Here is a 26,963-nt window from a genome sequence, read left to right as displayed (position 1 = left end):
GTCTGTAGATGGATACCTTTTGTCTTTTTAGAGATATGTTTGTCTGATGAGAAATGTGTCGCAAAAGCCTTCTCAGACCGATTTGGGGTAAAGACAAAGTGAAGTTGGAAAAGGGGCATAGCAAAAAATAAGGGGAGGACCGAAGTCACTCCCCCTACACTGGGTTTGTTGGATTTAATCGCTTTGGATAGAAAGCGATTAAATCGGCTTAAAGGCTAAGTTCACCGACGGCTACGGCAAGTGCAACAGTTGCACCTACCATTGGATTGTTGCCCATACCGATGAAGCCCATCATCGCTACGTGTGCAGGTACTGAAGAGCTGCCCGCGAATTGTGCATCGGCGTGCATGCGACCCATGGTATCGGTCATACCGTAAGAGGCAGGACCTGCCGCCACGTTATCTGGGTGTAGAGTACGACCAGTACCACCGCCTGATGCCACAGAGAAGTAAGGCATGCCTTCACGGTTACGTTCTGCTTTGTAGATGCCTGCTACTGGGTGTTGGAAGCGAGTCGGGTTGGTTGAGTTACCAGTGATGCTCACATCCACTTGTTCTTTATGCATGATAGCCACGCCTTCACGTACATCGTCTGCACCGTAGCAAAGGATCTCACCACGTGGACCTTGGGAGAAACGGCGACGTTCTACTTCCACTAACTCACCAGTTTGGTAGTTGTATTGAGTGCGTACGTAAGTGAAACCATTGATGCGTGAAATTAGGTAAGCGGCGTCTTTACCTAAACCATTCAGGATCACTTTCAACGGATTTTTGCGTGATTTGTTCACGTTCAATGCGATTTTGATTGCGCCTTCTGCCGCTGCGAATGACTCGTGACCGGCAAGGAAAGCAAAACAGCCACTTTCTTCATTCAATAGACGAGCCGCCAATGCACCGTGACCGATACCCACTTGGCGTTGCTCTGCCACGCTGCCGGGTTTAGTGCACGCCTGAAGACCTTCACCGATGATGTTTGCTGCTTCTTCTGCTGTTTTTGCTCCGCGGAAAATCGCCAAAGCGGTGCCCAGTGTGTAGGCATCTGCCGCGCTTTCAAACGCGATAGGTTGAGTGTCCATCACTAGTGCTTTAGGGTCGATACCACGATCCATACAGTATTGGTAAGCCTCTTCCAGAGAAGAAAGTTGCATTTCGTCTAATGTGCGACGTACAGATTCAGTAATTGGAGTGTTCATAATCTCTTTCCTCTTGGTGGCAATTATTGTTGGCGTGGGTTAATGGTCGTTACGGCTTCGTCAAAACGACCGTAAGTGCCCGTTGCTTTGTCTGCGGCTTCTGCAGCAGATACGCCTTCGTTGATGGCTTTCATCATCTTGCCGAGGTTGAGATATTGGTAACCAATCACTTCTTTGTTTTCGTCTAGTGCGAGTTTTGTTACGTAGCCTTCAGCCAGCTCCATGTAACGCACGCCTTTTGCTTTGGTTGAGTAGCTAGTACCCACTTGGCTGCGTTGAGTTTGACCAAGATCTTCCAGTGCCGCACCAATTTCTAAGCCGCCTTCAGAGAAAGCAGATTGAGTACGACCGTAAACAAATTGAAGGAAAATTTCGCGCATTGCGACGTTGATAGCATCACACACCAAGTCGGTATTCAGTGCTTCAAGAATGGTTTTACCGGTTAGGATTTCTGCGGCCATCGCTGCAGATTGAGTCATGCCTGAACAGCCGATCGTTTCGATCAAAGCTTCTTCGATGATGCCGTTTTTGACGTTAAGGGTCAGTTTTGCTGCACCTTGTTGAGGAGCACAAGCGCCAACGCCGTGGCTAAGACCAGAAATCGCGATAACGTCTTTTGGATTGATCATTGCGCCTTCAACAGGGATCGGTGCAGATGCATGAAGATCGCCACGTTGAATCGGGCACATTGATTGGATTTCGTGTGAGTATTGCATAATGTTTTCCCAGTGTACGATATCCAGCATATTGGTCAGACTCAACGGCGTTGACTGCTGTTATTCGCTCCATCAAATAGAAAAACTATGTTCAGGAGGCTTACGCGTTTGTCGCCTTGTTGAGTTAACAACTATTTGGGATATCTTTTTAATTTTTGAGAAAACAGGAGCGGGGTTGGAGAAGAGTTGAATTGCTCACTACAGAACTCTTACTTTTACACTAGAGGCAAAAGTACTTCCAACAGGCCTTACCTGTTCTCGTTTCTGTAGGAGTCATCAGCTTTAAAAGCGGTTTGAATCTTTCGATTCCGGTGGTACCCCATCACCGTGCCCATTTAGATTAGATCTAAGTCACACTAATCTGCAACATGAAATTTAGAGCAATTTGGGATATCAAATCGGTTCTTTATATTCTCAGAGATATATGGCGATTAATGCAACGCATAAAAAAACGCCGCATGGTGCGACGTTTTTTTGAAACAAATGAGAGGCTTATGCAGCGTCTTCTTGTTCGCTATCTTCTTCAACAGCTTCAAGCTTCTTTGCTTTTTTTGGCGCAGGCTTACGTTTTGCACCCAAAGCGTAAAGTACTTCTTCTTTGTTTTGCGCAAGGAACATTGCAAGATCTTCTTGCTTACCTTCGTCTTCTAGAAGTTCACTTTTACCTAGCAGTGAGAATAACTCGTCTGCCATATCCAGCATTTTGTCGTATGCGTCAGCTTCCGCTTTAGAGGTAAAAGTCATTTTCTCTTCTCCATTGCGTTCTACCACGTACTTGACGATTACAGCCATGGTTGGTCCTCTAACTTGATGAATTTATACTGGCTTTTTATACAGTTTTTGACCAATTAAGTCTAGCGACAAGCCTCAGAATGAGAGCCGGGTACAACTAACTGACCAGCATTTGAGCTATCTACCTTGGATTCTCTACCTTGAACTATCCACCTCGAACTAGTCATCTTTAAGGTGCGGGTTCTCTGGGCGTTCCCAATTTTGGCAGAATTCAATAAACGTGCGCAGAAGTGGGTTTTGATACTTCTCTTTGTGGATCAAAAGCCAGAAGCGGCGCTTCATATCCAAAGGCATGTTGAGCATCTTCACTCGACCATCGCGAATTGCAGGTTCTGCGGATAAGCGCGACAAACAACCTAAACCAAGCCCAGCAGATACCGAATTGATCAGCGCTTCAGTGGTGTTGAGCTGAAAAGCCTCATGCCAATGCTCTAAACGTGGAGCGATAACGCGCATAAAAAACTCTCGAGAACCAGAACCAGCTTCACGCAGAATCCACTCGGTGTCTTCGAGTTCATTTAGGCTGATAGGTCCTTCGTCATAGTTAGGGTAATCAGGTGGACAAATCACACACATTTCATCTTCGCTGAATTGCGTTGATTCTAGCTCTGGGTGTATGGTCTTGCCCTCAATGAGCGCGATGTCGAGTTCGTAAGCGATCAACATGTCACAAATCTGGGCAGAGTTGGAGATGAACAAACTCTGTGATTGGTGATTCGTTTCATCACGAAAATCACTTAACAGGTAAGGCGCAACTTGGTTGCCGATGGTGTCACTGGCACCGATGCGAAGCAGCCCTGATAAGGTTTGGTCGCCATCGAACACACTCTCAATATCCCGAGCTCGGTTGAGGAGTTCATCCGCGAGGGGCAAAAGTTTTTGTCCTTCTTGGTTGAGAATTAAGCGGTTGTTCACCCGGTCAAATAGGTGATGTCCGATTTGTTTCTCTAACTCAGACAGCGCCATACTTACCGCTGCTTTCGAAAGAAACAGGCTTTCTGAAGCCGCTGTCAGCGTTTTGTGCTGAGTGATCGTAGTAAAAACTTTCAGTTGTTTAAGAGAGATATGACTAGGCATGATATTCCGTTAAGTAAATCTGAACGTTAGTTTTAAATAATTAGATATATTGGAACGAAGTGCAAGAGTAATATACACCCCATAGAAAGTTAGCCTAGATTTTGAGGTCGTAATGATTCAAAGAACAAAAGCAAAAGTAATGGGAGCACCAACCCCAATGGCGGGTCTGGCTCTTGGTATTGCGAGCTTGGGTTGGAGTTGGGAAAACTTCGCCGAATTACATGGCTATGGACAGTGGATTAGCGCAGGTATTGCAAGTGTATTGCTAGCAATCTTGGCGGTTAAATTTCTTTTTCACAATCACTTGTTAAGACAAGATCTTGCGCACCCTGTGGTGGGTAGTGTCGTTCCAACTTTCGCAATGGGAACTATGGTGGTTTCAAACTCACTAGGGCATTTCTTCTCTGTTGCAGGTGACGTGCTTTGGTTAGTGGCGGTAGCTTTACATATCGTGTTCCTTGTGAGCTTTTTGTACCACCGCGCGAAAGATTTCGAACTACACCACATGGTGCCAAGCTGGTTCGTACCGCCAGTGGGTATTATCGTTGCAGACGTGTCTTTCTCTGGTAACCCAGTGCTTGCACCAATTGCACATGGTGCATTGATCTTCGGTATGGTGGCTTACGCTGTGATGCTGCCAATGATGATCTACCGTTTCATGTTCACTCATGAAATTCCAGATGCAGCAAAACCAACAATGGCAATCATGGCGGCACCAGCAAGCCTATCGTTGGCCGGTTACCTAACTGTAACAGCGACGCCTTCACCAGTGATTATTGCTCTATTGTTTGGTATCGCGGTATTGATGACAGCCATCATCTACTTAGCTTTCTTTAAACTGCTAAGACTGCCATTTAGCCCTGGCTATGCAGCGTTTACCTTCCCAATGGTGATTGGTGCGACAGCTCTGTTCAAAACAGTAAATTGGATGGAAGCAAATGGTCTAGCAGCGCACTATGTACAACAAGTTCGTGGTCTAGCAGGCATCGAATTAATTGTGGCAACGATTGTGGTGACTTACGTAGGTTTGCAATACATCAATAACTTGCTCATTCAGCCACGCTTGATGACCACACATCACGCATAAAGCTGAAGTTTTACTCGTAAAGCAAAGTCTTTTGGTCTCTCTCGCCAAGAGGCTTTTTTTATATTGGTAGACTAGGTTATACGTCGACGAATAGATTCTATGTTGACGAGTAGATAAAAAAGCCACCCGAATAGGGTGGCAGGAAAGTTCGACACAATACTAATTCATCAAACTAGGGACTGGTTATCCCTTGTTGTAAAAGCGCGACATTTCATCCAACGATTGTTGGATGGCGTTCACTGGTACTTGGTGTTCGTTATCAACTTTCAATTGGTTATTGAGTTGCTGAGAGTGCCCACCAGGGTTTACCACTAACATAGTTTCTTTACCTACCAGCGCATAGTTGTAATAGCTTCCAGCGATGAACCAATCTCGCGGAACGCAATTGTCAAACAAGTCTCGTCCTACACTGTAAGATTGGGTTTCCCCTTTAACGTCGAATAGCTCGTTCATTAGGGTTGGCACGATATCAAAGTGCGTTGTGCGGTAATTAATTTGTTCCGGCTGATGATCTGGCAGATAAACGTACAGCGGCACGTGTACTTGAGTATCACTGTAGTTACCCGTATGACCCCAGTAGTTCATTTTATGATCGTTAAATTCCTCCCCATGATCGGAGGTAATCACGATAATGGTGTTCTCCAGATCAACGTTTTTCAGAACTTTTTCGATCAAACTATCAATGAAATATAACGAGTTCTTATAGCGGTTGTGGTAAAGCGAGGCGTCAAAATCGTTATCGAGCAGAATATGATCGACGCGCTCCCAGTAAGGTTTGAATTTGGCAAATTCAGGTTCTGGGAAACTGGTGCCGTGGGCAGAGTCATAAAACAAGAAGCTAAAGTATGGTTTGTCGCTATCCTGCTTTTGAAACTGAATAAACTCATCGGTGATCTGTTGATCTCGTTCGATTTGTGTTTCGCCAGTCTGCTTTAACGTAAGATCTTTCACCTTCTTAAAGACAGTGCGAGACAAAGGTGGGCTGGTTAATGGTGCGGAGCCAAAAATGCCCATTCGATAGCCTTGGTTTTGCAATGTATCCATGAATACAGGCGATTTCTGACTCGCATAAAAGCTGTTCCAATACGTTGCTGGTAAGCTGTAGAACAGGCTGAAAATGCCCGCTTGAGTAGAGTTACCACCGCTCATGTGTTGAGAGAAGTTGACCGTTTTTTCGGTGAACTTGCTGACATTTGGCATGATGTCAGGTGTTGCATCGCTGTAGCGCCACGCATCAACCAGTATGAAAAGGACATTAGGTTGTTTATCTTTGCGTTCGACTTTAATAGGCGCCAATGGGTAATTGAGTGAACTGCTTTCAATATTCTTGAGTTCTACTCGGTTTTGAGATGCGATGCTTTGGTCAACTAAACCGTGACGGTAGATAAATTGGCGTGCAGTGAGTGGATAATATAGTGGCCAGTTATTTGAAAATTGGCTGACTTCATCATCGTAGAGCGCATTTTTATAAGCGTGGATCATCTGGCTACTTAGCAGCAAAGCAAACCAAATGCTGAGCAGGATAAACTTCCCCCGGCTCTGAACAAGTTTGTGACTAAGCCAAACGGTACATGCGAGACCAATGATAAGCAGTGCAATGTCGCTAACAAAGATCAGCCAGCTCATCCAAGAGATTTCAAATACGTCACGACCGCCTTCAAAGAACATGCGGATCAGTAGGCCATTGATGTGCAGTTTGTATTGCTGGAAAACGAGGATATCGACTTTCAGCATGATCAAGATTGCGATTGCAATGGCGATCACAACGACTTTAAACATGCGTGTCGGCAGAAAAGATAGCAATAAACAACCTAACATCATTGGCATAGCAATTAATCCCAGCCAGCCTAGTTGTGTCGCGACTAAGTAGTACTTTTGCAGAAATGTGAGCGGTTCTGCTTGGCTATTTGACAGCAAAAATGGGTAACAAGCGATCGACAGATAAAGAGCAAAGCAGGCAAAAAAAGCCATCAGCCAAGCACTATTAGAAGAAAGTTTGCGTAACATACTTTGATATTCCAGTATTTCTCGCCCATTTAATTGAACTTAGAGTGGATATCCACCGAAGAGAGGTGCAATTTCGCCTCCAATTGTTGGTTTCAAACCAATATTCAATATGATGGGTATTGTTATAAAAATTTGTGATGATTATAAAACAGTGTTTTTTATCATGAAATACTTGTGACTGATGTCACGCTTTGTATTTGCGTGTAAGACGTTGCTTACAAATGTCAGTTGTTGGTTATTTGAGCACAGTTTGAGTGTTCTCTAACCTTTTGTTATTTAAGCTATCGAGATCGCTCTAGGAATAAATGCGGCTGTGCTAAGCTTGCTAGCAGTTTCCATTGGCATTCGGTGCACTTACTTTGTTTACTGTCTATCACTCCAATCAGGTCGATGTTCTCAAATCACTTCTTGTTGAACTGATTCGCATCAACCCATTAGAAAACCCATTCGAAAAAGAGCAAATTCTGGTGCAGAGCCCGGGTATGTCTCAGTGGTTAAAAATGGAATTGGCGAAAGAGTTTGGTGTTGCGGCAAACCTAGAGTTTCCGCTGCCAGCGACCTTTATCTGGGAAATGTTTACCCAAGTATTGGCTGATGTGCCAAAGCGCAGTGCCTTCAACAAAGAAGCCATGACGTGGAAGCTGATGCACTTGCTTCCGGGTTTGTTGAACGAAGCGTCATTCGAACCTTTGGCACGTTATCTTCAAGACGATAGTGACAACTCCAAGCTGTATCAATTAGCAGAGAAAATTGCCGATATCTTTGATGGCTATTTGGTGTACCGCCCAGAGTGGATTGCAAGCTGGGAAGCAGGAGAAACGGTGCCTGAACTTGAAGACGAGCATCCATGGCAGCCGATTTTGTGGCAGGCATTGTACGACCACACGGTTACCCTTGGGCAATCGCCTTATCATCGTGCCAATTTGTACGAACACTTCATTGATACGCTCGAAAACTTCAACGGCAATTTTGATCATCTGCCGAAGCGTCTGTTTGTGTTTGGTATCTCTTCACTGCCACCACGTTACATGGATGCGCTAAAAGCCATTGGTGAACATATTGATGTCCATCTGATGTTTACTAACCCCTGTCGTTATTACTGGGGTGAAGTACGCGACCGTAAATTCCTAGCTCGCTTAGCAGCAAAACATCGTCAGCACGTGGTGTGGCAAGAAGACCATTCTGAAGTGCAAGGTGAGACTGAGCAGCTAAAAGGTTCACTAGAAGAAAACGTGGTGGATGAGCTGCATACTGATGTGGTGGGTAACAGTTTGTTGGCTTCGATGGGCAAACTTGGACGCGATAACATGTATCTGTTGTCGCAGCTTGAATCCCATGAGATAGAAGCTTTTGTTGATGTTGAGCGCGACAGTCTGCTCCATCAACTTCAAGCTGACATTCTTAATTTAGAAGAGCACCAAGACGACGAGCAAATCGACAGCAGTCAGCACAAACAAGTGGTGAGTTTGGGTGATAAATCTCTGAGCTTGCACTCTTGCCACAGTCCAATGCGAGAAGTGGAAGTGCTACACGATCAGCTTTTGGCAATGTTCGATGCTGACCCAACACTGAAACCGCGCGATATTATTATCATGGTGGCAGACATCAATGCCTACAGCCCTGCGATTCAGGCGGTATTCGGCAATGCGCCGGGTGAACGATTCATTCCTTACTCGATTTCAGACCGAACGGCCGATCAAGAAAGCCCAATTTTGGCGGCTTTCATGCTACTTGTTAATTTACCGAATACACGTTGCTTGGCTTCTGAATTACTTGAGTTGTTAGAAACGCCGGCGATTTTGAAGCGATTCGACTTAAGCGAAGATGATTTCCTTCAAGCCAAACAATGGGTAGAAGAATCCGGCATTCGCTGGGGGCTAGATAGCCATACGGGCAGCGAATTTGAACTGCCAGAAACACGCCAAAATACATGGCAATTTGGTATTCAGCGTATGTTATTAGGCTACGCGATGCCAGAATCTGCCGGTTTGTTTGAAGCGCAAGAGGGTAGCCTCTCGCCATACAATGAAGTGCAAGGCATGGGCGCAGAACTTGCTGGTAAGTTAGCCCACTTTATTCAACAAATTAGCCAATATCGTCGCAAACTTTCCCATGTTCAGTCGATTGATGCATGGCGTGAAACCTTGGTGGCGATGTTGGATGACTTCTTCTCTGTTGAGCTAGAAGGGGAAATGGCGCTCAAGTCGATTCGAGATACTTTAAGCCAACTGAAAGAACAGCTAACCGATGCGGCATTTGATGATGCCTTGTCGCCTTCTATTGTTAGCCAGTATCTGCAAAACAAGCTGTCAGGAACACGAGTCAGCCAGCGCTTCCTTGCCGGGCAAGTGAACTTCTGTACTTTGATGCCGATGCGCTCGATCCCATTTAGAACCGTGTGTCTGCTGGGTATGAACGATGGGGTCTACCCGCGCTCAATGCCACCAGAAGGTTTTGACTTAATGACGGGTCGTACTAAACCGGGCGACCGTTCACGCCGAGACGATGACCGTTACCTATTCTTAGAAGCCATGTTGTCTGCGCAGCAAAGTTTGTACATCAGTTACGTTGGGCGTTCTATTCAAGATAACACCGAACGAGTACCGTCTGTTCTGGTGTCTGAATTGATGGAATATTGCCATCAGAACTACTGCCTAGATGGCGATCAAGACCAGCCCGTCGATGACTCGGGAGATAAACTACTCAACGAGTTAGTGAACGTGCATGCCATGGTGCCATTCAGCCCAAGTGCATTCCAAGGTTCTCACTCAAGCTATGCCAAAGAGTGGATTCCAGCGGCGTTGACCCAAAGCAATCAATCGCAAGGTCATGCGCGTGGCGAGTTTAACCGCGCATTGGATGATTACTTACTTGGCGCAACCTTCCCAATCGAATTGGACTTGGTGGAATTACAACGCTTCTGGCGTTTGCCTGTACAGTATTTCTTTAACCGTCGTTTGAAAGTGATGTTCGAGCCGCCGTTACCTGTGATGGAAGACGATGAGCCGTTTGTTTTAGGTGGCTTAGAAAGCTATCAGATGCGCGATGAGTTATTAGAAACCTTGCTCGAAACCGCCATTACTCAACCGTCCGCAAAAGCAGACGTACTCAAGCACTTCATGAGTGAGCAACGCGCGCAAGGCAAATTACCGGTTGGGGCATTTGGTGATATCGAGTTTGAAACCAACCGCGTGCAAGCGGAAGAGCTGGTGGATAAGTTGGCGTTTTTATCCGGCGCACCGCAAGACGATTTAGAAATCGACCTTACCTTCGATGTGCTTGGTGAAGGAAAAAACATCCGTCTAACCGGTTGGTTAACTCAATGCTATCAGTCCGGTTTGATTCGCTACCGCAGCGGTAAAATTCGTGCGCAGGATTACCTAGCTGCATGGATTGATCATCTTGCTATGTCTGCCTCTGGTCAGGCTAGAAAGACCCACGTTATCGGTTATGACCGCAAGGAAGGCGCGGTGCATTTAGTTTACCCTGCAATGGCGGACGCTGAGCAAGCGAAACAATTTCTTGCTGAATTAGTACGTCTGTTTTTTGAAGGCATGACTAAGCCATTGCCATATTTCCCGAAAACAGCACTGGCGTGTGTCGAGGCGGGCTTTAGTCGTGGCCACTGGGCTGATGACGAAGAGAAATCGCTGAAGAAAATGGCGGACGCATTCAATGATGGGTACATGAGCCCAGGCGAAGGAAACAATGCGTATATTTCGCGTATTTGGTCTGCTTGGAATGATGAGCTTGCAGCAGAAGTTCGCACACTGACTGCATTGGTTCTTCAAGGCGCAAGATTGACGGCGATGGATGCTGAAAGTATACCCAAGTAACCTCAAGATGCTTGGTTCTGCGAGATTGACTTGGCTTGTAGGCGAGGCGATGATTTGAAGATCTAGTGGCTCTAAATTAAAAATCGTCAACGAAGTATACGAGCCAAGACAACTCGCCCTTCGGGAGCGTGTATCTTGAAGTCACTTGGGTATAAGAATAAGTTGGATTATTTAGATAAAGAAGAGAGTAGGGTGGCCGCCAGAAAATCATTATTTTTTGTAGGGCGTTCGCTGTACGGCCACAAGGTCAGAGGGACCATGATTCGTTTGAGTGTAGCCGCCTGAATGGCTTGGCTTATCTCGTGAGGCGCATACTAACGGTACTCCGTGATGATAACCGTGAGTGAGATCCCACAAAGGTTTAAATATTCCAACCTATTAGACTCATTAATAAAATTTTTAACGATAGATCACATTATAGGGTTTGTTGATCTTTAGATGCGAAACGCCTTTGAAGATCCACATGTCCTTGTTGAATACTTGGAGAGATTCAGCGTTATGGCGCAAATGTCAGTTCCAACTCCACTGCAAACCATGACTTTTCCGCTGCATGGTGCAAGGCTAATTGAAGCTTCGGCGGGCACGGGTAAAACCTTTACCATCGCGGGTTTGTATCTGCGACTCCTACTAGGGCATGGCACTACCAATACGAAACATCGCGTGCCGTTGACTGTGGATCAAATTCTGGTGGTGACCTTTACCGAAGCCGCAACGGCGGAGCTGCGTGATCGTATTCGTGCGCGTATTCACGACGCGAGGATCGCATTCGCTCGTGGTAAAAGCTCAGATCCTGTGATTCAACCTTTATTGGAAGAAATTGAGGATCATAAGCAAGCCGCCGAGATCCTTTTGCAAGCAGAGCGCCAAATGGATGAAGCCGCGGTGTACACCATTCACGGTTTCTGCCAACGCATGCTGACGCAGAACGCATTTGAATCCGGTAGTCGCTTCAACAATGAGTTTGTTACGGACGAAAGTCATCTTAAAGCTCAAGTGGTTGCCGATTACTGGCGTCGTAACTTCTACCCTCTGCCATTCGCTTTGGCTGGAGAAGTACGCCAACTCTGGGGCTCGCCATCGGATCTGTTGTATGACATCAGCAACTACCTCACAGGCGCGCCGCTAAGTCTCTCTGTTCCTGCAATGGAAGGTAGCCTTGCCGATTTGCATGAGCAAAACTTAAAGCAAATTGATGCTTTGAAAGCCCAATGGCGTGATAACCAAGAGGACTTCCTCGCACTGATTTCTGATTCCGACGTCAACAAACGCAGCTACACCAAAAAGTCTTTGCCGACATGGTTAGAAGCGGTCAACGCATGGGCTGCGACAGAAACCACGGGCTATGACTATCCAGATAAGCTGGAGAAGTTCGCCCAGAATGTGTTGTTTGAGAAAACTCCGAAAGGCACTACGCCACAGCACCCTGTGTTTGAGGCGATTGAAGCTTTCCTTGCCAACCCAATCAGTTTAAAAGCGCCGCTATTGGCTCACGCAATTGAGCATTGTCGCGTGATGCTGGCAAAAGCAAAAAATCAGAAACAATGGTTGTCATTCGATGACTTGCTGACTCAGCTTTCTGCCTCGATTGATACCGATGAAACCGCCCTACTGACAGAGCGCATTCGCACGCTTTATCCGGTTGCGATGATCGATGAATTCCAAGATACCGACCCACTGCAATACAGCATTTTCAGTCGCATTTATTTGGATAATCCTGAGTGCGGTTTGTTTATGATCGGTGACCCGAAACAGGCGATTTACGGTTTCCGTGGAGCGGACATCTTCACTTACATCAAGGCTCGTAACCAAGTTAGTGCTCACTACACGCTTGGCACCAACTGGCGCTCAAGTGCCGATATGGTATTGGCAGTGAACCAGATTTTTGCTCTGCCAGATAGCCCGTTTATTTATGACTCCGACATTCCATTCCACCCTGTGGATTACAGCCCAAGCGCTGACAAACGCGTTTGGACCATAGGTGGTCAAAAGCAACCTGCACTGACTTATTGGCTGCAAGAAGCGGAAGATAAACCTTTGCCCAAAGGCGAATACCTCACCGCTATGGCTGAGGCGACAGCAAGCCAAATTCAAACCATTTTGACCGCGGCACAACAAGGTCAAGCGTGCCTAGTCAATGGCGAAAAGCAAAAGCCAGTCAAAGCGGGCGACATTGCAGTATTGGTGCGAACGGGTAGCGAAGGTCGCATGGTCAAACAGGCGTTAGCAGACCAAGGCATTGCCAGCGTGTATCTTTCTAACCGCGATAGCGTGTTTACCAGTTCCGTCGCACAAGACTTACAGCGTTTGCTGCAAGCGGTGTTAACGCCAGAAAATGACAGAGCATTGCGTGCCAGCCTAGCATCAGAATTATTTGCTCTAGATGCAGCCAGCTTAGACGCCCTCAACAACGATGAAACCGTGTGGGAAAACGCGGTTAACGAGTTCAAAGAATACCGTAAGCTTTGGGTGCAACGTGGTGTGCTTCCTATGCTGCGAGCAGTGATCAGTAAGCGTCATATTGCTGAGCGTTTGCTAGAAGAAGGGGCGAGCTCGCAAAGTGAGAACGGTGAGCGAGTACTTACCGATCTGATGCACATTGGTGAACTATTGCAGCAAGCGAGCAACGAATTAGACAGCGACCACGGTTTGCTGCGTTGGTTAGCGCAATCCATCAGCGATGCAGAACATGGGCTAGGTGGCAGTGATGACCAAATTCAGCGTCTGGAATCAGAGCGTAACTTGGTGCAAATCGTCACCATTCACAAATCTAAAGGTCTGGAGTATGACTTGGTCTTCTTGCCATTTGTGTTTGGTTACCGAGAAGCAAGTGAAGCCAAATACTACGACGCTGAAAACGATCGCACCGTACTTGATATCACGGGCAATGATGCGTCGTTAAAACAAGCAGATAAAGAGCGCCTTGCTGAAGACTTGCGTCTTATATACGTAGCGCTAACGCGAGCCGTGTATGCCTGCTTTATTGGCGCTTCGCCGCTGCGCAATGGTCGCTCAACCAAAGAGCCAACCGGCGTGCATCACAGTGCGATTGGTTACTTGGTGCAAAATGGTCAAGAGGGTGGCATCAACGACCTGTTTGTTGGGTTGAAGAAGCAACAAGAGAATCTTGATAACGTCGTGATTTGTGATCCTCCAAAGCAACATGACGAGATGTATGTTGCGGAGCAAACCGAGTTAGAAGCGTTGACAGCTAAAGAGCTGCAAAACCCAATTGATAGAAACTGGCGAATCACCAGTTACTCGGGCTTGGTTAAACAAGGTTCTCATCATGCTGAGCATGACGCGACGATTGAAATTACCGGCTTTGATATCGATTCTTCAGAAGAGCAAGATGAGGCGGAATTGGTTGAGCCAGAACGCTCTATCTTCAACTTCCCGCGTGGCGCACGTCCGGGTACTTTTCTGCACAGCTTATTTGAGGAAATTGAGTTTACTCAGCCCGCGACAACGGAAGAGAACACCCAAATCATCCTCGGCTTGATGGAAAGTGAACAGCTTGATGAAGAGTGGCTGCCAATCCTGCAACAGTTGATTGATACCGTGCTGGCAACGCCGTTGGATAGCAAAGCCCTGCTGCTCAATCAAAAAGGTCCGGCGCAACGTTTGGTTGAGATGGAATTCTTATTGCCGATTGAAGTGTTGTCTGCACCTGCATTGAACCGCGTGATTCAACGTCATGATCCGCTGTCTGCCAAAGCGGGCGATTTGGGTTTCCAAACCGTGCAAGGCATGTTGAAAGGCTTTATTGACTTGGTGTTTGAGCACCAAGGCAAATACTACGTCCTCGACTGGAAATCGAACCACTTAGGTGATGATGTATTCCATTACCATGGCGATGCGTTGAAGTCGGCGATGGCGGATCATCGCTACGATCTGCAATACCAAATCTACGCTTTGGCGCTGCATCGTTTCTTGCGTAGCAGATTGCCAAATTATGATTATGAACAGCACTTTGGCGGCGTTTATTACCTGTTCTTGCGTGGTATGGATGGGCAAAGTGATCATGGTGTTTTTTCTGCCAAGCCAACCTTTGAATTTTTACAAGAGATGGATCATTTGATTGATGGTCAAGCACCTGACACGCGATCCAGCGAATCGGGTCAGATGGAGTTAATTTGATGAAAACCAATGATCTTCTTTCTGAGCAAAGCAGCCCAGTGGCAACACGAGATCTAGCGGCAACACCAGATCTATTGGCAACGTTAGAATCGCCAGCAAATAAAGGGGCGATTCGCCAGTTGGATTTCCAGTTCGCGCGCTTTATCTATTCGCAAGTTGAGCAACAAGCGAACAGCCAAGAACTGGCATTTATTGCTGGCGTGGTCAGCAGTGAGTTGGGGAAAGGACACATCTGTTTGCCTCTGTTTGATAGCCAAGGGCAACCAGCGGACCTTGCCAGTAAGCTTGGTCTGTTTGGTGAATCTGCGTTAGCGCTTAATACTCGGCTGCAAGGTGTTAACTGGGTTGAGCTTTTGCAAGCGTCAGCCTTGGTTGGTGCTCAAGGTGAAGCCTTGCCAATGATGTTTGATGGTGAGCGTCTCTACTTACATCGTTACTGGCACTATGAAGTGACGTTGGCGGACAAGCTCAATCAACTCAGCGCGGCTGTAAATCTACAGCCTCAAGAGTTCACACGTTTGTCTGAGTTGCTGCATCATTTATTCGCTCGTCAGTACCACTTTCTGTTCAATGCATTAGCCAAAGCGACAGAGGCAGGAACCAGTAACCAGGTGCTACGCCAGCAATTAGTCTGTGACCATTTGGATGTGGTCACTGTAGACAGTCTTGATTGGTCAGCCATTGATGCGGCAGTCTGCCAAGCGAAACAAGTTCACGATCTACAAGTGCTGGACAAGCTTGTACCATTATCGGCTTGTGTTAACTGGCAGAAGGTCGCTGCAGCGGTAGCACTGACGCGTCGTTTTGCGGTGATTTCCGGTGGTCCGGGTACGGGTAAAACCACTACGGTAACCAAACTGCTTGCCGCATTGATTGAGCAAGCAGGACAAGAGAAAAACCTCACCATCAAGCTGGTGGCGCCAACAGGTAAAGCGGCAGCGCGTTTGACGGAATCTATTGGTAAAGCGATTCAAGAGCTGCCAGTGGAGCTTGAGCTTAAAGCGAAGATTCCAACCGAATCGAGCACTTTGCATCGCCTGTTGGGCGCGATCCCGAACAGTGCAGAGTTTCGTCACAACAAACAAAATCCGCTGCACCTCGATATTTTAGTGGTGGATGAAGCCTCCATGGTCGATCTGCCGATGATGTACAAAGTCGTCGATGCGCTGCCAAAGCATGCGCGTTTGATTCTACTGGGAGATAAAGACCAGTTAGCATCGGTAGAGGCAGGTGCGGTGCTAGGTGATATCTGTTCGTTCCACGCATTTGGCTTCGGCAAAGAGCAGGCGTCTGCAGTCGCGAAGTTAACAGGCTTTGACACCTTGGCGTACAGCACCAACAGTAATGCTTCGATTGCCGATAGTTTGTGTATGCTGCAAAAGAGTTACCGATTCGATGCCCGTTCTGGTATCGGTCAGCTAGCGAAAGCGGTCAATGCAGGCTCAGCCGCAAAAGTAGACGACGTGTGGAATCGTGATTTTGCTGATATCGAGCATTTCGCACTGAGCAGTCAAAACTACAATCAGATGATGCAGACTTTGGTTGCCGAATATGGTCGTTATTTAAAACGCATCGGACAGCAAGAGATTGACCAGAAGGCTGGGGAGCCAGAAACGCTGACCCACAAAGCCAAAGCCGTGTTGGATACCTTTAATCAATGCCGATTATTGTGTGCCATCCGTGAAGGTGATTTTGGTGTGACCGGTTTAAACCAGCGTATCGAAAAAGCACTCGCGGCACGTAAGTTGATTCAAACCCAAGATGAACTTTGGTATCACGGTAGACCAGTAATGGTCACGCGTAATGATCATGGCTTGGGGTTGTATAACGGTGACATTGGCATTTGTATGCGAGACGACAGCGAAGGTGAATCGCGTCTCAAAGTGTTCTTTGAACTGCCGGATGGCAGCGTGAAGTCGGTACTACCAAGCCGAGTCCCTGAGCACGAAACCGCATATGCGATGACCATTCATAAATCACAGGGCAGTGAGTTTGAGTACACGCTAATGATTTTGCCGCCAGATTTCAGTCCAATCCTCACTCGCGAGCTGATCTACACAGGAATTACTCGCGCGAAGAAACGCCTTGCGATATACGCTGAGATGAATGTCCTCAAGCGCGGTATTAAAGTAAAAACCACTCGAGCAAGTGGGTTGGTTGAGCGACTTAGAAATTGAGTTTACTCATTCAAAAATGAGAATTTTTCACGAACTGAATATGTTTTTTATGTGGCGGGTCGTAATCCCGCCATTTTTATGTCTGCAATTCTTTTTCAAAATTGAAGTGTTGGAATTCTTGGCGATATCATCTTATGCATTTTGGTGCACTTAAGGCTTTCCATGAACACAACTCACTTCAATAGCGTTAATCGATATACTTCGATCTATAGCGTAAGACCAGGCGATACCTTATCAAAAATAATACTCAAGTTTTATCAAGTCAGATATGGAAGTAATGAATATAAAGCTGCACTTCAGCAAATTACCTCAGATAACCCTCAAGTCAATGACCCCGATAAGATAAAGATTGGACAATCGCTCATTCTTAGAAAGTTAAACACTCCGACTGGTGTTGAAAGTCGACCAATTAGTGCAAATGCCCAAACTATCTCTGAAGCAGACCAAAAACAGTTTGATTCTACAGTTAAAGCATTATCTATACCTGAGCGAGAAGCTTTTTGGGCGCTGTCTTGGTTAGATGATAACTGGGGACCTGCAAGTGCTGGAATAGGTGCTAGTTTTGCTTCAATGGGATTTTTGTTAGGGAGTGAATCTAAAGGGAACATATCAGAACTCAAAAAGCTCGATGGACTTTATCAAGACTATAAAGCCGGTAGATTAACAAAAGGTCAGTATGACTATCGCAGAAGAAAGCTGTTGGAGACGGTCGCAAAAAATCTAGGTCCCACAGAAAAGCTCTTCTTTAACGGTCAGAAAGCGCGTGAATCAATGAGGATTTCAAGGAAGGGGGGAGTTCCAGCAACATCTGCTATAAAGAAAAATACAGACAAACTTGCTAAGTTGTCAAAAGCGGTAGCAAAAGGAGGAACGGTTCTAACCGCTGTGAATCTTGGGTTGGCTTGTGACCAAATTGCACGTGCTAAAACTGATGTAGAGAGGAGTTCGATTATCGTAGAAACCGCGGCGAGTACAGCCGTTGGCACTCTCGCAGGCGCAGCGATAGCTCTAGTTGTTCTTGCAACGCCTGTTGGCTGGGTCAGTGCACTAGTGCTGGGTACAGTGTCTTCTTTTGGGAGTTACACTATAGGTAAAATGGCCGCAAGAACTTATAAGGAACATTATTCGGATATTAATATTGCTGCAAATACAGGAATTGGTGACGTATGCAGTTATTAGATATTGCGTTTGTTACCTTTTTTGTCTCGGGGGGGGCGTTATTAGCCTGGTTTGTGGTGTTAGGTGCTTTTCTCGTCTTTTTTACACCCAAAAATATAAAGCAATACGCTTTCAATGAGCGACATTTTTCTGAAGTTGAGCTAGCCATCAGTTCCGGTTTTCATTTTGGCTCTCTTATCTATGGAGTTGGTTTGATCGCTAGCGTATGTTTCCCCCTGTTGGGAAGAAAGCGAGGGCTGGCAGATATTCGGAGTGTGTGCGGACGAGGGTTTATTTATGTGTGTGTGTTTTATACAACGGTAATGTTGCTTCTGATGTTAACAGTCATTATTTCAATGATTACATGGCTATCCATCTCTTAATTATCAAAGGTAGTTGGACTTAACATGTCTTTGGTAGATCTATCGTTTGTCGTATTTTTTATAGCTGGTGGTCTGCTCATTTTTTGGTATCTGATTGTCGGTATAATTCTGACATGTGCCACTCCTGAAGAGATTAAGCAATACGCTTATACACGGAAGCATTATACTGAGGTTGAGCTGGCTTTGGTTTCTGGCTGCCATCGCGTTTCCTCGACTTGGTCGAAAAAGAGGACTGAGCGATGTACGCAGCATAAGTCCTCAATGGCTGATTAAGGTTAGCTTGGTTGATACTGCTAATCATTCTATTCGTTATATTCTCGACGTTATTAATTATGGTCTTTTACTGAGCATACGTACGAAAAGACCGAGCACGATGCTCGGTCTTTTTTAATTTTGTGTAAACGCATTGGTAAATGACACGCTGCGAATTTTGTACTGCTGCTGATAAGCCAAGATAAAATCTCTGATGGCATCATTGACGGGGAACACGCAATGGACATCAAGCCCTTCCAAAAACTGGTTGTCTGCCATATCCCAAAAGCTTTGAAGCGAATTGCAAATAATGGTTCTCATAACAGTGCTCATCTTATTCATTTTAAGAGTAACAGCTGTCCTTGATGTATCGTGCTGAGTTGTCAAAGCTCTCAGCACTTTAGGGTGAAGAACATTCACCTAGATCCATACTGTTGATTGATTAAAACTCAATCAAACATTGAACAGAGTATAACCAACAGTATGTATATTGAAAAGGTTAAATTGCGACCAGTATCAATGTAATGCTTTGCATAATAAGATATGTAGTTTTCGTGCCCTTGCTCGTTGTTTCTACAGATCTAAAGCTAAGATTTTTGACTTGCGCTGGAAGTTATACAAACCTTGCTTTGCTCCTGGTAGGTAATCGACGCCTACTTCATAAAAGCCTTGTTCTCTGAACCAATGTAAGCTGTGCGTAGTGAGCACAAAGATTTGGTTGATGTCGTCAGACTTAGAGCGATGCTTCATATAATTCAGCAATAACAATCCTCGATTGCCATCGCGATAGTCTTGATGGATGGCGACACACGCCATTTCTGCTTTGCGTTCTTCGACATAGGGATACAAGGCGGCGCATCCGATAATCAGACCGTCTTTTTCGATAATAGTAAATTTACCAATTTCTTGCTCCAATTGTTCTCGGGAACGTCTCACCAACACGCCTTGTTCTTCCAAAGGTCGAATCAATTCTAAGATACCACCGATATCATCAATATTGGCTCCGCGCACTTGCTCTGCACTTGCCATGACGACTTGTGTACCGATACCATCAAAAGAGAACAATTCTTGGATAAGCGCGCCATCCACCTTGTAACTAATAAGGTGGCTTCGAGGTACTCCAGCTCGGCAAGCTGCAATCGAACCGTTAAGAAAACGCAGAGTTCCAGAGTGGTAATCGCTGTCTGGGGATGTATTTTCAGTGAGTTTTTTAATGACATGTTCGGCTTCGATAGGGAATAATTCCGCCACCGCATTGCCATTGTCATCAATGACCCCTTGTTCTGAACAGAACCCAATCAATTTATCTGCTCCTAACTTGATCGCAAGTTGAGTCGCCACTTCCTCAGAAAGCAGATTAAAACATTCACCAGTTACTGAGCTGGCAATAGGACCGAGCAACACAATCGAACCTTGATCGAGTGTACGGTGAATAGCATCGGTATCGATTCGACGGATGCGACCGCTATGGCAATAGTCGACGCCATCATCAACACCAAGAGGTTGAGCGATGACAAAGTTACCGCTTACAACGTTAAGTTGCGTGCCTGCCATTGGTGTGTTGTTAAGGCTCATAGATAAGCGTGCGGTAATGGCTAGCTGAAGTTGTCCCGCTGCTTGCATAACTACCGAAAGTGCGGCTTCGTCGGTGATCCTGATATTCTTATGATATGGCGTAGTAAGGTCTTGTTTTTCCAGCAGTTGATTGATCTGTGGTCTAGCGCCATAGACGATGACGACTTTGATGCCAAGGCTGTGCATCAATGCAATGTCATTGATAATGTTGCCAAAGTTCTTATCAGCAACCGCTTCGCCGCCTAACATCAGCACCATGGTTTTTCCACGGTGTGCGTTTACATAGGGCGTGGATTGACGGAATCCTTTAACCAGAGCAGTACTACGAATTTTCACTACAGCCATTCCTTGTGTTTATTTATGCTCTAATATTGTCTTTTTATTCAATTGTTGGCAAGGCAATTTTTTGGAATAGAGTCCAAACATCGAGAGTATGATACTTGGTTCTGTTTGGGCGAAGAGGGTACAATGCTCCGGTCTAGTTTAATTACGTGAGCCTCATGTCTTCAGTTGTAAATAAGAATGCTGCGATCACTGCTCAAACCGAGCAAAATTCATCAACCAAATCGACATTACGCAAGTGGACAGAACGTTCTCTGATGTTAACTGCGCTTGTTGGGACAATTGCCGTTCTTTTGATGTACGGCGACTTAATTACGCGCTATGTAAATCCGCCGATTCCTAAATCTACCGTTTATGGCAAGTGGGTGGAGCAAGATGTTGCACCTTATGCCCGCGAAGAGTTCATCCTGAGTGAACGAGGGGTGATGGTTCGTGGCTCCACGGTCGCTACTGACTTTGAGTTCGATGGTGATAGCTTGTCTTATAAAGTGGGTTCAACTGTTCGCACTTTTGAGTTTGTCGGGCAGCACTATGCCGAGATGAAATTAGATGCGAATGCCCATTATCTGCCCGTTTTTCATTTAGAAGGGCACTCTAACTTAGCGGTTCGATAACCCACTCTTTTAAAGCGCGATTCGTTGCATGATGGCAGGACGTCGCGTTTTGTCACATCTTTATGTTCTTGCGACTTTTCACAAACATTTTCCGGACAATCGTTTGATTCCATTGCTGTTATTATTCTCAACCCAGTTTAAATGGATAAATTGACAGCAAACAGAGCATTTGCCTTAGCGCTGATACACTTTGTCGCAGCTTTTCAATTGCGTCGTGTGCATTTGTTTGCCATCCTTTTGCTATCTTCTTTTATGGAAAAAACACGTGCTTAAAAAACTCCTTCCTATCGTCTCTTTAGCTTTGCTATTTGGTTGTGCTGCCGATCAAAACGATCGCGCTCAACAATATTTAGATGGCGAGTTTCCAAACATCCTAAATAAAACGGATGTGGTGGAATCAAACAAACCGCAAGACTTTACTGAATTCAATAAGCAAGCAGAGCAGGTGGTGATTAACTCTCCTTCAATGGCAAAAATGTACCAACCGTTGTATGAAAAATTGAGCGAGTGGGCATTGCAAAGTGGCGATACGACAGCTTTGAGTGCATATGGCATTCAGGCTGCGCAACTTGGTGGTGGGGATAAAAAGGGCAACGTGTTGTTCACTGGATATTTCTCTCCGGTGATGGAATTACGCCATGAGCCAAATGAAAAGTTTAAATACCCAGTGTATGGCAAGCCGACGTGTAGTTCAGATTGTCCGACTCGTGCCGAAATCTACAATGGCGCACTAGAAGGGCAAGGGCTTGAGTTGGGTTACGCGCCAAATATGATCGACCCATTTATGATGGAAGTGCAGGGCAGCGGTTTTGTTCATTTTGAAGATGATGACACGTTGGAATATTTTGCTTATGCAGGCAAGAACAACAAAGCCTATGTGAGCATTGGTCGAATTTTGATTGAACGTGGAGAAGTACCACGTGAAAAGATGTCATTAAAAGCAATCAAAGAATGGGTAATGGCAAACGATGAAGCAACGGTTCGTGAGTTGCTTGAGCAAAATCCGTCTTATGTCTTCTTCGCGCCACAAGCGGATGCGCCGGTAACGGGTTCTGCAGGTATCCCTCTATTACCAATGGCATCGGTGGCGGGCGATCGCTCGATTCTTCCTATGGGTACGCCAATTTTGGCAGAAGTACCGTTACTTAATAAAGACGGTACATGGAGTGGTGCGCACCAACTCCGCCTTCTTATTGTGCTGGACACTGGCGGAGCGGTAAAACAAAACCATCTCGACTTGTACCATGGTATGGGGCCACGTGCAGGTACCGAAGCGGGTCATTACAAGCACTTTGGTCGAGTATGGAAGTTGGGTTTGGAAAACACACCAACGCAAGCGCCTTGGGCTTTACCACCAGAGAAGTTACAATAAGCGCCTAGTGAGAGGAATCACCTCTCATCATCTAGACATTTCCTCAAAGAGTGCGTATAAATCGCACTCTTTGTTTTTCTATCGATCATCTGGAACTTCAATATGCGTGAACTCGATACTCCGGCATCTGACAGCTACAACCAACGTTTTGGTGGCACTCGTCGTCTCTACGGCAACAGCGAAGTAGAAATTCTTCGTGCTGCACACGTGTGTGTGATTGGTATTGGCGGTGTTGGTTCATGGGCGGTAGAAGCGCTGGCACGTACTGGTATTGGTGAGTTGACGCTTATCGATATGGATGACGTGTGTGTGACTAACATTAACCGTCAAATTCATGCGATGACTGGCACGGTTGGTCAAAGCAAAATTGAAGTAATGGCAGAGCGTGTTAAGCTGATTAACCCTGAGTGTAAGGTCAATCTGATTGACGATTTCATCACGCCAGATAACCAGCACGAGTACTTGAGCAAAGAGTTCGATTACGTGTTGGATGCGATCGATAGCGTAAAAGCAAAAGCGTCGCTATTGGCTTACTGCCGTAGTAACAAGATTAAAGTGATCACAACCGGCGGTGCTGGTGGTCAAATCGATCCAACCCAAATCATGGTGGCAGATCTGACCAAGACAATCCAAGATCCACTGGCTAAGAAGATCAAAGACACATTGCGTCGTCATCATAACTTCCCGAAAAATCCAGCACGTAAGTTTGGTATCGATTGTGTGTTCTCTACCGAGCAATTGAAGTACCCACAAGCCGATGGTTCAGTATGCGGCGTGAAATCGACAGCAGAAGGTCCAAAACGTATGGACTGTGCGAGTGGTTTTGGCGCAGCGACGGTTGTAACAGCAACGTTTGGTTTTGTTGCGGTATCTCGTATCGTTGAAAAGCTGATCCAAAAGCATAAGAAGTAATTCAGAGAAGAGAGCGCATCATGACTGATTTTCCTGTTTCGCCGTTTGGCACTGACATTACCAGTGAAGACATCGCTGCAACCATGCAGCAATTTAAAGGTTGGGAAGACCGTTACCGTCAGGTAATTCAATGGGGTAAAAAGTTGCCTCAAATGCCTGAAGAGCTTAAATCAGAGCAAGTTACGGTATCTGGCTGTGAAAGCCTAGTATGGCTGGTGAGCAAAGAGCAAGACGGTGTATGGCACTTCTGTGCTGATTCTGATGCGCGTATTGTACGTGGTTTGATTGCCTTGGTGATGGCGGCGTACGACGGTAAAACGGCAGAGCAAATTCAAGCGTTTGATATTGATGCTTACTTCGAAAAACTCGGTTTAATTGCTCACCTAAGCCCATCGCGTGGTAATGGTTTGAAAGCGATTGTTGAGCAGATCAAAACACAGGCTCAGTAGTTGGCGTTAGTTAAAATCGCGCAAAGAACAAAACAAAGAAAAGGGTTGAAGCCAAGTGGTTTCAACCCTTTTTCTATGTATCTAGATTGGTATCTTGATTGTTAAAGCATATCGACCGCTTTCTCGACTGCTGCAATCAGCTTTTCAACATCTTCTAACGTATTGTAGATACCAAAAGAAACGCGCACCGTGCCTTTAACGTTGAGCGCATCCATCAGAGGGTGCGCACAGTGATGCCCGGCACGAACAGCGATACCTTGTTGATCAAGCAGCGTGGCAATGTCTTGGTGGTGAACGCCATCCATCACAAAGGTAAGTACTGAAGCGCTCGGTTGGTAACCGAGGATTTGAATGTCGTCCAACTGGCTTAGTGCTTGGTAAGCTTTGTCCTGCAGAGAATGCAGATGTGCCTCTACTGCGGCTTGGTCGAAGCTTTGGTACCAATCGATGGCTTTCGCTAGAGCAATCGCGCCGGCGACGTTTGGTGTGCCTGCCTCAAACTTACCCGGCAAGGCAGAGAAGGTGGTTTTCTCAAACGAGACTCTTTCGACCATTTTGCCGCCGCCATGCCATGGAGGCATTGCTTCTAAAAGTTCAAGTTTGCCATACAGTACGCCAATCCCAGCGGGGGCATACAGTTTGTGACCGGAGAAGACATAAAAATCAACATCAAGCTCTGCCAAGTTCAACGGTTCATGAACGATACCTTGAGCACCATCAACAACAACAACCGCACCTGCTGCATGTGCCGTTGCGATGATTTTCTCGATAGGTTGACGAGAGCCAGTGACATTGGTGATTTGTGCACACGCCACGATTTTACAGCGCTCCGACAATAGTGTTTCAAACGCATTGATATCGAATTGGCAATCGGAGGTCATCGGAACTTTAACGATTTTCGCGCCCGTTTGTTCCGCGACAATTTGCCAAGGCACGATGTTCGCGTGGTGTTCCATTTCACTGATCAGGATTTCATCACCTGCTTGGAGTGTGCTGCGAGCATAAGTTTGTGCGATTAGGTTTAGTGCTTCGGTTGCGCCTCTAGTCCAAATGATTTCTTTTGAACTGCTTGTCCCTATGAACTTCGCAACGGTTTCACGAGCCGCTTCAAATTGACTGGTCGCGTTGGCTGTTAAGCTGTGACTGCCACGGTGCACGTTAGCATTTTGTGCACTGTAGTAACGGCTAATCACATCGATCACGCACTGTGGCTTTTGTGTTGTTGCTGCGCTATCAAGGTAAACCAAAGGCGATTGGTTGACGTCTTGATTTAGGGCTGGGAACTGTTCGCGTACAGCGTTTACGTCAAACATTATTCGTCACCGAGTTCGTGATAATGCAGTGTTGGGATAGTGACTAACGGCTCAGCAACCATCCATCCATGTTCTTTACCGGAAAGTTTGATAATGATTTCCATCGCGAACTCAAGTGCAGTTCCTGGTCCCTGACTTGTCAGTAGGTTGTGATTCACATCCATGGTGACACGTTTAGCTCGCCATTTGTCTTCAGGAATATGAGATTGGAAGCTTGGATGACATGTCATCAGGGCTTCAGGGTAAAGGTTGTGATGTTGCAAAACCAAAGCTGGCGCTGCACAAATCGCGGCAACCAGTTTTCCTTCGTACATATGCTGTTTCAGAATCTCAATCATGATGGTGCTATCACGGAAGGTTTCTGCGCCGCCAACACCACCAGACAGAACAATTGCATCAAACTCATCGTCAGCAATATCAACCAATTTACAATCCGCTGTCAGTGTTACACCGCGAGAGGCTTTCATTATAAGAGCACCATCGAAGTCTGCGCTTGCTACCGTCACGTCATAGCCAGCACGAACCATCATATCGATAACGGTTACCGCTTCCATTTCCTCTGTGCCCGGAGCGATAGGTACTAAGATCTTTTTGTTCATTGTTCTGTCCAGCTTTGTTCAATCTGTTTGATGTGTTGATAGAGTTTTGCGTTCTCTGGCGTACTAATTTGGTGTTTTTCGGCAGCTTGCAGCAAATAACCAGTAATAAAGTCTATCTCGGTACGACGTTGGTGAAGGACATCTTGTCTCATAGAAGAGTAGTTTGCAGCTGTAGCGTTAACCACCTGCATAATTGTGGCATGTAAAGAGTCAAAATCGATCTTTATCTCTTCTTTGTTCATGACTGCTACCAACTCATAAGTGATGCTTTTTAATGTCACTGCAAACTCAGGAGCAGCAAGATCACCATTTTTGCATTGATGGATGGCTGTCAGGGGGTTGATTGCACAATTGATCGCAAGCTTGGTCCACAGCGCAGCATTGATGTTTGGGTTCCAACTGACTTCTGGTAAAGCGTGGTTCATCACTTGCGCGAGAAATTCGCATTGATTGCCTTTGGTATTAAAACCACCTAATTGGGTGTGACCATGACCAGTATGAAGAACCTGTGCTTTGCTTGGTTTATAGGCACCGTGTGTGGTGGTTGCAATCACGATAGGGTTATCAGTGAGCTTTGTTTCCAAAAGTGGTGCTGTTCCCATGCCATTGTGCATCAGCATTACAATGGTATCAGTGTTGATATACGGCAAAAGAGGGGTTATCGCTTCGTCCACTTGCCATGCTTTTACTGTCACAACAATCAGGTCTGCGGCTTGTACAGAAGGAAGGTGTTGATTAGCAAAATTAATTGCAGGAGAGTCATCAAGTTGAAGCAGTTGCTTACTATCTGAGGTTCTTCCCCACAAGGAGACGTTGTGTCCGGCAAGTTGGAATTTGGTCGCCCAGAGTGAGCCAACGGCTCCAGGTCCAAGGATAAGAATATTCACCAAACGCTCTCATTAAAAAGGTTTGCTGCAAGGATAATGAGGGAAAAAAGGAAAGCAAATAAAAATGGCGCCAGAAGGCGCCATTT

20 protein-coding genes and 1 riboswitch are annotated in these 26,963 nt (G+C 46.0%); of the genes, 10 read left to right on the top strand and 10 right to left on the bottom strand.

Translation table 11 applies throughout. The features are described from left to right. Positions 1-208 precede the first annotated feature (208 nt). The 4 genes from J4N44_RS13190 to J4N44_RS13175 form a co-directional block, all read right to left on the bottom strand. Positions 209-1,192, bottom strand: coding sequence for a GGGtGRT protein (locus J4N44_RS13190; protein ID WP_009698677.1), 984 nt, complete (start codon positions 1,190-1,192; stop codon positions 209-211). Between the two features lie 23 nt (positions 1,193-1,215). Next, the gene (locus tag J4N44_RS13185; protein WP_005386501.1) at positions 1,216-1,908 is read right to left on the bottom strand and encodes an iron-sulfur cluster assembly scaffold protein; all 693 of its coding nucleotides are present in this window, start codon (positions 1,906-1,908) and stop codon (positions 1,216-1,218) included. Between the two features lie 260 nt (positions 1,909-2,168). Continuing rightward, positions 2,169-2,244, bottom strand: a riboswitch (Fluoride riboswitch). A 156-nt stretch (positions 2,245-2,400) separates the two neighbouring features. Then, on the bottom strand, positions 2,401-2,700 hold the full coding sequence (locus J4N44_RS13180) for a YebG family protein (protein WP_005380208.1): 300 nt from the start codon (positions 2,698-2,700) through the stop codon (positions 2,401-2,403). 159 nt (positions 2,701-2,859) lie between these two features. Further along, positions 2,860-3,777, bottom strand: a complete 918-nt coding sequence (locus J4N44_RS13175; protein WP_005450906.1) for a LysR substrate-binding domain-containing protein — start codon at positions 3,775-3,777, stop codon at positions 2,860-2,862. Between the two features lie 112 nt (positions 3,778-3,889). On the opposite strand from J4N44_RS13175, the gene J4N44_RS13170 reads away from it, so the two are divergent. Further along, positions 3,890-4,864, top strand: coding sequence for a TDT family transporter (locus J4N44_RS13170; RefSeq protein ID WP_252044532.1), 975 nt, complete (start codon positions 3,890-3,892; stop codon positions 4,862-4,864). A gap of 183 nt (positions 4,865-5,047) precedes the next feature. On the opposite strand, the gene J4N44_RS13165 is transcribed toward J4N44_RS13170, so the two are convergent. Then, complete coding sequence (locus J4N44_RS13165) at positions 5,048-6,871, bottom strand: DUF3413 domain-containing protein (protein ID WP_239923256.1); 1,824 nt, start codon at positions 6,869-6,871, stop codon at positions 5,048-5,050. A 359-nt stretch (positions 6,872-7,230) separates the two neighbouring features. Here J4N44_RS13165 and recC point away from each other — a divergent pair, with 359 nt between their 5' ends. The 5 genes from recC (at position 7,231) to J4N44_RS13140 (ending at position 18,562) form a co-directional block, all read left to right on the top strand. Next, the gene (recC, locus tag J4N44_RS13160) at positions 7,231-10,707 is read left to right on the top strand and encodes an exodeoxyribonuclease V subunit gamma (protein ID WP_252045111.1); all 3,477 of its coding nucleotides are present in this window, start codon (positions 7,231-7,233) and stop codon (positions 10,705-10,707) included. 498 nt (positions 10,708-11,205) lie between these two features. Beyond that, complete coding sequence (gene recB, locus J4N44_RS13155; protein WP_252044531.1) at positions 11,206-14,844, top strand: exodeoxyribonuclease V subunit beta; 3,639 nt, start codon at positions 11,206-11,208, stop codon at positions 14,842-14,844. Beyond that, the gene (gene recD, locus J4N44_RS13150) at positions 14,844-17,021 is read left to right on the top strand and encodes an exodeoxyribonuclease V subunit alpha (protein ID WP_252044530.1); all 2,178 of its coding nucleotides are present in this window, start codon (positions 14,844-14,846) and stop codon (positions 17,019-17,021) included. Before recB ends, recD begins: the two co-directional genes overlap by 1 nt. Positions 17,022-17,183: 162 nt before the next feature. Continuing rightward, entirely contained in the window at positions 17,184-18,200 is a 1,017-nt protein-coding gene (locus J4N44_RS13145) for a LysM peptidoglycan-binding domain-containing protein (RefSeq protein WP_009698672.1), read from the top strand. Further along, positions 18,188-18,562, top strand: a complete 375-nt coding sequence (locus J4N44_RS13140; protein WP_005450918.1) for a hypothetical protein — start codon at positions 18,188-18,190, stop codon at positions 18,560-18,562. Before J4N44_RS13145 ends, J4N44_RS13140 begins: the two co-directional genes overlap by 13 nt. A 387-nt stretch (positions 18,563-18,949) precedes the next feature. Here J4N44_RS13140 and J4N44_RS13135 read toward each other — a convergent pair whose 3' ends face one another. After that, entirely contained in the window at positions 18,950-19,135 is a 186-nt protein-coding gene (locus J4N44_RS13135; protein WP_005450921.1) for a hypothetical protein, read from the bottom strand. Positions 19,136-19,387: 252 nt separating this feature from the next. Beyond that, entirely contained in the window at positions 19,388-20,725 is a 1,338-nt protein-coding gene (gene argA / locus J4N44_RS13130; protein ID WP_009698671.1) for an amino-acid N-acetyltransferase, read from the bottom strand. A gap of 164 nt (positions 20,726-20,889) precedes the next feature. Here argA and J4N44_RS13125 point away from each other — a divergent pair, with 164 nt between their 5' ends. The 4 genes from J4N44_RS13125 to csdE all read left to right on the top strand — a co-directional run bounded on the left by J4N44_RS13125 (position 20,890) and on the right by csdE (position 24,078). Continuing rightward, complete coding sequence (locus J4N44_RS13125; protein WP_005450924.1) at positions 20,890-21,345, top strand: DUF2850 domain-containing protein; 456 nt, start codon at positions 20,890-20,892, stop codon at positions 21,343-21,345. A 265-nt stretch (positions 21,346-21,610) separates the two neighbouring features. Beyond that, the gene (mltA, locus tag J4N44_RS13120; protein ID WP_005450926.1) at positions 21,611-22,717 is read left to right on the top strand and encodes a murein transglycosylase A; all 1,107 of its coding nucleotides are present in this window, start codon (positions 21,611-21,613) and stop codon (positions 22,715-22,717) included. A 102-nt stretch (positions 22,718-22,819) separates the two neighbouring features. After that, complete coding sequence (tcdA, locus tag J4N44_RS13115; protein WP_005427322.1) at positions 22,820-23,629, top strand: tRNA cyclic N6-threonylcarbamoyladenosine(37) synthase TcdA; 810 nt, start codon at positions 22,820-22,822, stop codon at positions 23,627-23,629. A gap of 20 nt (positions 23,630-23,649) precedes the next feature. Then, the gene (gene csdE, locus J4N44_RS13110) at positions 23,650-24,078 is read left to right on the top strand and encodes a cysteine desulfurase sulfur acceptor subunit CsdE (RefSeq protein WP_005450927.1); all 429 of its coding nucleotides are present in this window, start codon (positions 23,650-23,652) and stop codon (positions 24,076-24,078) included. Between the two features lie 101 nt (positions 24,079-24,179). Here csdE and csdA read toward each other — a convergent pair whose 3' ends face one another. The 3 genes from csdA to panE are packed head-to-tail and all read right to left on the bottom strand — an operon-like array spanning position 24,180 to position 26,877. Beyond that, positions 24,180-25,391 (bottom strand): cysteine desulfurase CsdA, encoded by a 1,212-nt coding sequence (csdA, locus tag J4N44_RS13105; RefSeq protein WP_252044529.1) that lies wholly within the window; start codon positions 25,389-25,391, stop codon positions 24,180-24,182. After that, entirely contained in the window at positions 25,391-25,990 is a 600-nt protein-coding gene (locus J4N44_RS13100; RefSeq protein ID WP_009703907.1) for a DJ-1 family glyoxalase III, read from the bottom strand. The genes csdA and J4N44_RS13100 overlap by 1 nt, the downstream gene beginning before the upstream one ends. Next, positions 25,987-26,877, bottom strand: coding sequence for a 2-dehydropantoate 2-reductase (panE, locus tag J4N44_RS13095; RefSeq protein ID WP_009698666.1), 891 nt, complete (start codon positions 26,875-26,877; stop codon positions 25,987-25,989). Before panE ends, J4N44_RS13100 begins: the two co-directional genes overlap by 4 nt. Positions 26,878-26,963 lie beyond the last annotated feature (86 nt).

Origin of the sequence: Vibrio sp. SCSIO 43155 (assembly GCF_023716605.1) — a bacterium.
Lineage (GTDB): Bacteria > Pseudomonadota > Gammaproteobacteria > Enterobacterales > Vibrionaceae > Vibrio > Vibrio harveyi.
This window is presented reverse-complemented; position numbering and strand designations above follow the sequence as displayed.

Excerpts from the sequence above, each read along its gene's own strand:
- J4N44_RS13190 (WP_009698677.1), bottom strand. The coding sequence starts at position 1,192 with ATGAACACTCCAATTACTGAATCTGTACGTCGCACATTAGACGAAATG.
- J4N44_RS13180 (WP_005380208.1), bottom strand. The coding sequence starts at position 2,700 with ATGGCTGTAATCGTCAAGTACGTGGTAGAACGCAATGGAGAAGAGAAA.
- J4N44_RS13140 (WP_005450918.1), top strand. The coding sequence starts at position 18,188 with ATGCAGTTATTAGATATTGCGTTTGTTACCTTTTTTGTCTCGGGGGGG.
- recD (WP_252044530.1), top strand. The coding sequence starts at position 14,844 with ATGAAAACCAATGATCTTCTTTCTGAGCAAAGCAGCCCAGTGGCAACA.
- J4N44_RS13165 (WP_239923256.1), bottom strand. The coding sequence starts at position 6,871 with ATGTTACGCAAACTTTCTTCTAATAGTGCTTGGCTGATGGCTTTTTTT.
- J4N44_RS13125 (WP_005450924.1), top strand. The coding sequence starts at position 20,890 with ATGTCTTCAGTTGTAAATAAGAATGCTGCGATCACTGCTCAAACCGAG.
- recB (WP_252044531.1), top strand. The coding sequence starts at position 11,206 with ATGGCGCAAATGTCAGTTCCAACTCCACTGCAAACCATGACTTTTCCG.
- J4N44_RS13135 (WP_005450921.1), bottom strand. The coding sequence starts at position 19,135 with ATGAGAACCATTATTTGCAATTCGCTTCAAAGCTTTTGGGATATGGCA.
- J4N44_RS13185 (WP_005386501.1), bottom strand. The coding sequence starts at position 1,908 with ATGCAATACTCACACGAAATCCAATCAATGTGCCCGATTCAACGTGGC.
- J4N44_RS13175 (WP_005450906.1), bottom strand. The coding sequence starts at position 3,777 with ATGCCTAGTCATATCTCTCTTAAACAACTGAAAGTTTTTACTACGATC.
- J4N44_RS13145 (WP_009698672.1), top strand. The coding sequence starts at position 17,184 with ATGAACACAACTCACTTCAATAGCGTTAATCGATATACTTCGATCTAT.
- tcdA (WP_005427322.1), top strand. The coding sequence starts at position 22,820 with ATGCGTGAACTCGATACTCCGGCATCTGACAGCTACAACCAACGTTTT.
- csdA (WP_252044529.1), bottom strand. The coding sequence starts at position 25,391 with ATGTTTGACGTAAACGCTGTACGCGAACAGTTCCCAGCCCTAAATCAA.
- csdE (WP_005450927.1), top strand. The coding sequence starts at position 23,650 with ATGACTGATTTTCCTGTTTCGCCGTTTGGCACTGACATTACCAGTGAA.
- J4N44_RS13100 (WP_009703907.1), bottom strand. The coding sequence starts at position 25,990 with ATGAACAAAAAGATCTTAGTACCTATCGCTCCGGGCACAGAGGAAATG.
- J4N44_RS13170 (WP_252044532.1), top strand. The coding sequence starts at position 3,890 with ATGATTCAAAGAACAAAAGCAAAAGTAATGGGAGCACCAACCCCAATG.